This window comes from Pseudomonas sp. 1D4, assembly GCF_001728925.1.
GTDB lineage: Bacteria > Pseudomonadota > Gammaproteobacteria > Pseudomonadales > Pseudomonadaceae > Metapseudomonas > Metapseudomonas otitidis.
Map to the genome: position 1 here is coordinate 1 of NZ_LXJQ01000103.1, position 4,728 is coordinate 4,728.

2 protein-coding genes and 2 pseudogenes are annotated in these 4,728 nt (G+C 65.6%); all 4 read left to right on the plus strand.

What is annotated here, in order from left to right:
- Window positions 1–294 (plus strand): annotated as a pseudogene (locus tag A7D27_RS26595) (type VI secretion system tip protein VgrG); the annotation flags it as partial.
- Window positions 294–1,172, plus strand: a complete 879-nt coding sequence (locus tag A7D27_RS26600) for a DUF4123 domain-containing protein (protein WP_069566647.1) — start codon at window positions 294–296, stop codon at window positions 1,170–1,172. The pseudogene A7D27_RS26595 and the gene A7D27_RS26600, both read left to right, overlap by 1 nt.
- On the plus strand, window positions 1,169–4,378 hold the full coding sequence (locus A7D27_RS26605) for a toxin VasX (protein WP_069566648.1): 3,210 nt from the start codon (window positions 1,169–1,171) through the stop codon (window positions 4,376–4,378). Before A7D27_RS26600 ends, A7D27_RS26605 begins: the two co-directional genes overlap by 4 nt.
- Window positions 4,375–4,728: pseudogene (locus A7D27_RS26610) on the plus strand (hypothetical protein); the annotation flags it as partial. The gene A7D27_RS26605 and the pseudogene A7D27_RS26610, both read left to right, overlap by 4 nt.

Sequence of the window (4,728 nt, forward strand, 5' to 3'; positions counted from 1 at the left end):
TACTACGCCGGAAGCAAGGTCGTGATCGACGCCGGCATGGAACTCACTGCCAGCGGCGGCGGCAGTTTCCTCAAGCTCGACCCCGGCGGTGTCACCTTCAGCGGCGCCAGCATCAACCTGAACTCGGGCGGCGCGGCCGGGAAGGGTGCAGGTGCCCGGCCCATCCTCCCGGGCGCAGTGAAGCCGGCCGACAAGGACAAGGCCGGCGATGTGCTGATCGCCGCCCAGCGGCAGGCGTTGCTGCGCAAGCAACCGTTGTGCGCGGTGTGCGCGCAAGCCAGGAGGGATGCCTGATGGCCTTGCCGGAACTTGCCCCTGACCTTCCCTGGGCGCTGGGAGCCAGCCTGCTGCTGGACGGCGTCAGCGTGCCGAACCCACTGCAGCGTGTCTGGGAATGGGGTGGCGCGAGCATGGTTCAGTCGCTCTATGCCCAGACCCAGTGGGCCGAACTGGCGGATATCTCGCCCTGCCTGGTGCGCGTGTCAGGGCCGGATGACCCCGTGCTCGAGCACTACAGGGCCAATGGGCTACCCGATTGGGGGTGCCTGCTCTTCAGCGATGCACCCTGGATGGAGCAGGTGAAGCATCTGCGTGGCCTGCTGCAGGTCGTGCACCCGCAAGGTGAAGCGCTTCTGCTGCGCCTGGCGGATGCAACCATCGTCCATGCCCTGTTCGGCAACCCGGATAGCGCCGATGCAGGGCGTTTGTTCGGGCCCTTTCAGGAGGTTCTCGGCTATGACCTGGATACCGAGCAATGGACGAGGCTTCAGCGCCCCGTCGCGCCACATCCCATCAACGCACAGCAGCCCTACCGCCTTCGCGAAAGTGACCTCGAACGCTTGAGCCGGGTGCGTCAGCATCAGGTGCTTGAAGGCCTGGATGGCCACATGCACACCCACTTCCCTGCGTGGGGAGAGCGCTGGGATCGCCCCGCCCGGCGTGCCGAATTGCGTGCGCTTGCCGATCAGGCCTATGCCCGAGGCTTCTGCGGCGAGGATGACCTTTACCGCTACGCCAACCTGTTCGGGCTGCTCGGCCCCAACGCCCTGGAGCATCACCCGCACGTCGCCAGCCAACTGGATGCGCGCGACTCGCGCACGCCTTCACAACGCCTGAAGGACGCCGCCGACCTCGCCTATGCACTGAGCCTTCTGAAAAGGACGTCCCCATGACTGCCAACCCCAACCAGAGCGTTCCGCCACCCGCAGGCGACGCACGCGACCCCGTCAGCCCGTGCCCGGCTCGCCAGGCCCAGCTCTACATCGTCCCCGCCCGCTACGCCCTGGCGGAGCAGCCGGCGAAGCACCCAGGCCTGCAGCCTGGCGTAAAGACGAACAGCCACCCCATGGCACTGCGCGTGCTGCGCGCCGGCTTTCTCTACTTGTGGGCGGGGCAGGGGCCACTCAAGCGCTATGCCGTGGCCAAGAACGGCCTGCTTCAACCACAGCCGCTGGATGCCGGCCGCGAGCTGCCGCCGACGGGCAGCCTGGCTGGGGTGGCGCTGGATAAAGGGGAGGATGCCTGGCTTCTGCATACCGAACGCCCCCTGGGAGAGCAGGCGAGGGCGAAGCTGGCCAAGCCGGGAGGGCGTCGCGCGCACATGCGCCGTGTCCCCATGCAGGACATTGCCTGTAATCTCCAGGCCGCCCATTGCGTGCCGCTGGAAAAGGCTGAATCGCTCATCGCCGAGCTGATGCCCGAGGTGTTGGACAAAAACAGGGCCCATGAGCACAAGACGAACGGCAAGCAACACCAGGAGGACGCGCGAGTCCTGGGCGAACAGGTCAAAAACGACCCCACCCCGGAGAAGGTCAGCGCCTATGTCTGGGTGATGGAATGGCTGCGGTTGGGCGAGCAGGCGTTGCAGCGCCACCCAGGCATCGAACAGCCGCCAGGTAGCTGGAGCGCAGAAGCCTGGGATGCCCGCCGCGCCAGCATGTGGCTGGACAAGGCCCGCTTGGAAGCCGGCCCGCTCTACCCCGTAGTGGTCGCGCTGGACGATGACCTGGGCGTCCTGCGTGACCTCAACCATGAGCAGGAGCAGCTCGAGGCCCGCCATGAGCGCTGGACGGCGGACAACAACCTGCGTCTGAACATGGCGGGCTTCATCCGCAGCCTGATCAGTGAGGAAGGAGGAGAACTCGCCAACCTCCTCGTCTATCAGTACCGCGAGCACCAGCTCAAGATCACCCAAGCCCAGGGTGATCAACTGCTGAAGACCCAGCGTGCGCTCCAGGGGCTGATCGACGAAGAAACCCAGGTCAACGTGCGCGAGCGGCACCGCATCGGCCATGCCGCCGCCGACGCACGTATTGCCGACATCGCCCGCCGCAGGGAGCTGGAGTTGCAGCCCGTCCGGGCCTTCATCCCGGCCAACCTGCAGCGGGAGGTGCTGGATGTGGTGCGCGACTATTGCAAGGACAAGGTGGCCCAGCTCAAGGGCGATTCGGCGGGTGCCAAGGTGGCCGAGTACATCGACCTCAAGCGCATGAATGGCTGGCTGGAGCATGAGGCCCCCGCGCACTACAAGGAGGTGGAAGCACGGCACAAGGTGCTGTATGCCGACCGCCAGGTGTTTCTGCCCCGGCATGGTCGGGGCACCTGGTTCGTCGATCATTTCAACGCCGAGGACCAGGCATGGCTGGACGAGCTGGCACAAGCCTGCCTCAGCGCGCAGTGCTACCGCCGCCAGGGGGCCGAACAACTGAGCGACCACCTGCGTGCGCGTGATGATGGAGTCTTCCACCTGCTGTTCATGGCCTGGAATCCCCCGCTGGAAGTGGCCTTGAACAGCGCCACCCGAGCGGGAGAGGTGTTGACGGCCCTGAGCCTCGACAACCTCGAAGCCAGCCGGGCGGCGCTCGCCAAGGTCATCGGCGCCAAGGCGATGCAGGCGCTGTACAGGGCGATCAACGCGGCCCACGGCGGGTGGCTGGCAAGCGTCAACCTGGCCAGCGCCGCACTGCTTAACACCGAGGTGGGCATCAAGATGACCGCGCACCAGATCGGCGTATTCGTGGTTGCCCGCTTGAAAGATGACGCACGCCTGGTCAAGACCTTCAAGAACGGCGTTGCCCACTGGCGCCTGCTGGGAGACAAGGCACAAGCCCTGGACAAGTGGATGGAGCGCACTGCCTCCGGTATTGCCCGGGGTCTACCGGCCCGCATCGTCAACAGCACGGCCGTGCAGAACAGCGGTGGGGTCCTGCCGCTGGCCATCCTCATCCTCAACATGGTCAACCTGCCGTCGACGGAGGGTATTGAGAGCCCGGATGAGCGACGAAAGAGCGAGGCGCTTTCCGCGAATCTCTATACCAGTGCCGCGTTGGTGGCGGTGATTCAGAGTTGGTTGATTCGGGGAGCCGGGGTTGAAGAGTTGGGGCGTGGTTCTAACGTGGCGCCAACACTGACGTTGTTTGGTGGCCTGATTGGCCTGATTTCATTCGTAGCTGCTTCGAAAGAGTTCAGCGCACTTCAGCGACAAATGGAATCTGCGCAGATCGGCGTTGACCCCTGGCTGGATATCCGCCGCTTGGCTGTGGCTGGGCAGGTCGCGGTGTATGGGGCCCAGGCCATCTTGGGCCTGAGCCTGACCTGGATGCGCATCACCAAGCGCATCACCACCGCTCAAGCCGTGCTGCGCTTTCGCCTGGGCATGGGGCCGATCAACCTGCTGCTCATGGTCCCGGGCAGCATTCACTTCATCGCCTGGTCCTTGCAGCGCACCCCGATGCAGGCCTTTCTGGCGAGCTGTTGCTGGTCCAAAGGGCGTGCCCCAGGCAATGCCTCGATTCCTCCCGCCCAGCAGCAGGCGGAGGTGGACGCCTTGTTGAAGCTGCTCTACCAACCCCGCCTCAGCCTTCAGAGCCGTAGCCATCAGGTGTACGGCAGCGCCGGGGATGTGATCGTCGAGGACGCCTTCTACCACCTGCAAATCGACCTGCCCGGTGCCTTGCCCCAGCACACCACCCTGGACCTGACCCTGTCGGGTGAGGCCTTGCCGTTCCAGTACCGGGTGGGGGGGAGCAACCGCGAGCCCAGCCGTGACCTGGGGGCGCAATGGCTGGCGCACAGCCGCTGCAGTTGGATACCGAGCAAGGAAGGGCAGGGCCTTCGGCTGGCAGGGCCGCTGCGGCCCAGCCAGTTGCAACTGGCGTTGCGCCTGCGCTATCGGCTGCCGCTGGCCGCCCTGGCCCTGGCCTCGAGTGCAGGCCAGGAGGCGGAGTACCTCGGCGGGGCGAACGGCGTGGCATTCGTGGCGCAGGCCGATGGCGACGTGATTGACCTGCGCCCGGGTGAAAGCGGCCCAGGGCTGGCCAATGCCCGTAGCCACGCCCTGACCGGGGATGATTACCTGCAACCCAGGGGGCGCTTATGACCCGCCCCACCGCCGGCCAGCAGACCAAGCGCCTGTTCTCCCGCGACGACTACCTGGCCCCGCCCGCCATCCCCACCGGCCACCCGCCCAAGGATGTACTGAACACCATCTGGCGCAAGAACGAGGTGTTTATAGATATTGGCGACTACAGCCCGGGCTCTGCTGTGATGGTCATGTGGCCCATGATCTTGCTTTCTCTTTGGCTGGGCATCCCCGCCGATGGAGACGAGTGGGATCTCTTGGTCGTGATTGGGTGCGGAATCATCGTTGGCATCCCAGCGCTGATGATGGCCTGGAGCTTGTTGACCCAACCCGCGCCCCTGCCAACCCGTTTCAACCGCCAGCGCCGC

Coding starts and splice junctions, on each gene's coding strand:
- A7D27_RS26600 (WP_069566647.1), top strand. CDS start 294: ATGGCCTTGCCGGAACTTGCCCCTGACCTTCCCTGGGCGCTGGGAGCC.
- A7D27_RS26605 (WP_069566648.1), top strand. CDS start 1,169: ATGACTGCCAACCCCAACCAGAGCGTTCCGCCACCCGCAGGCGACGCA.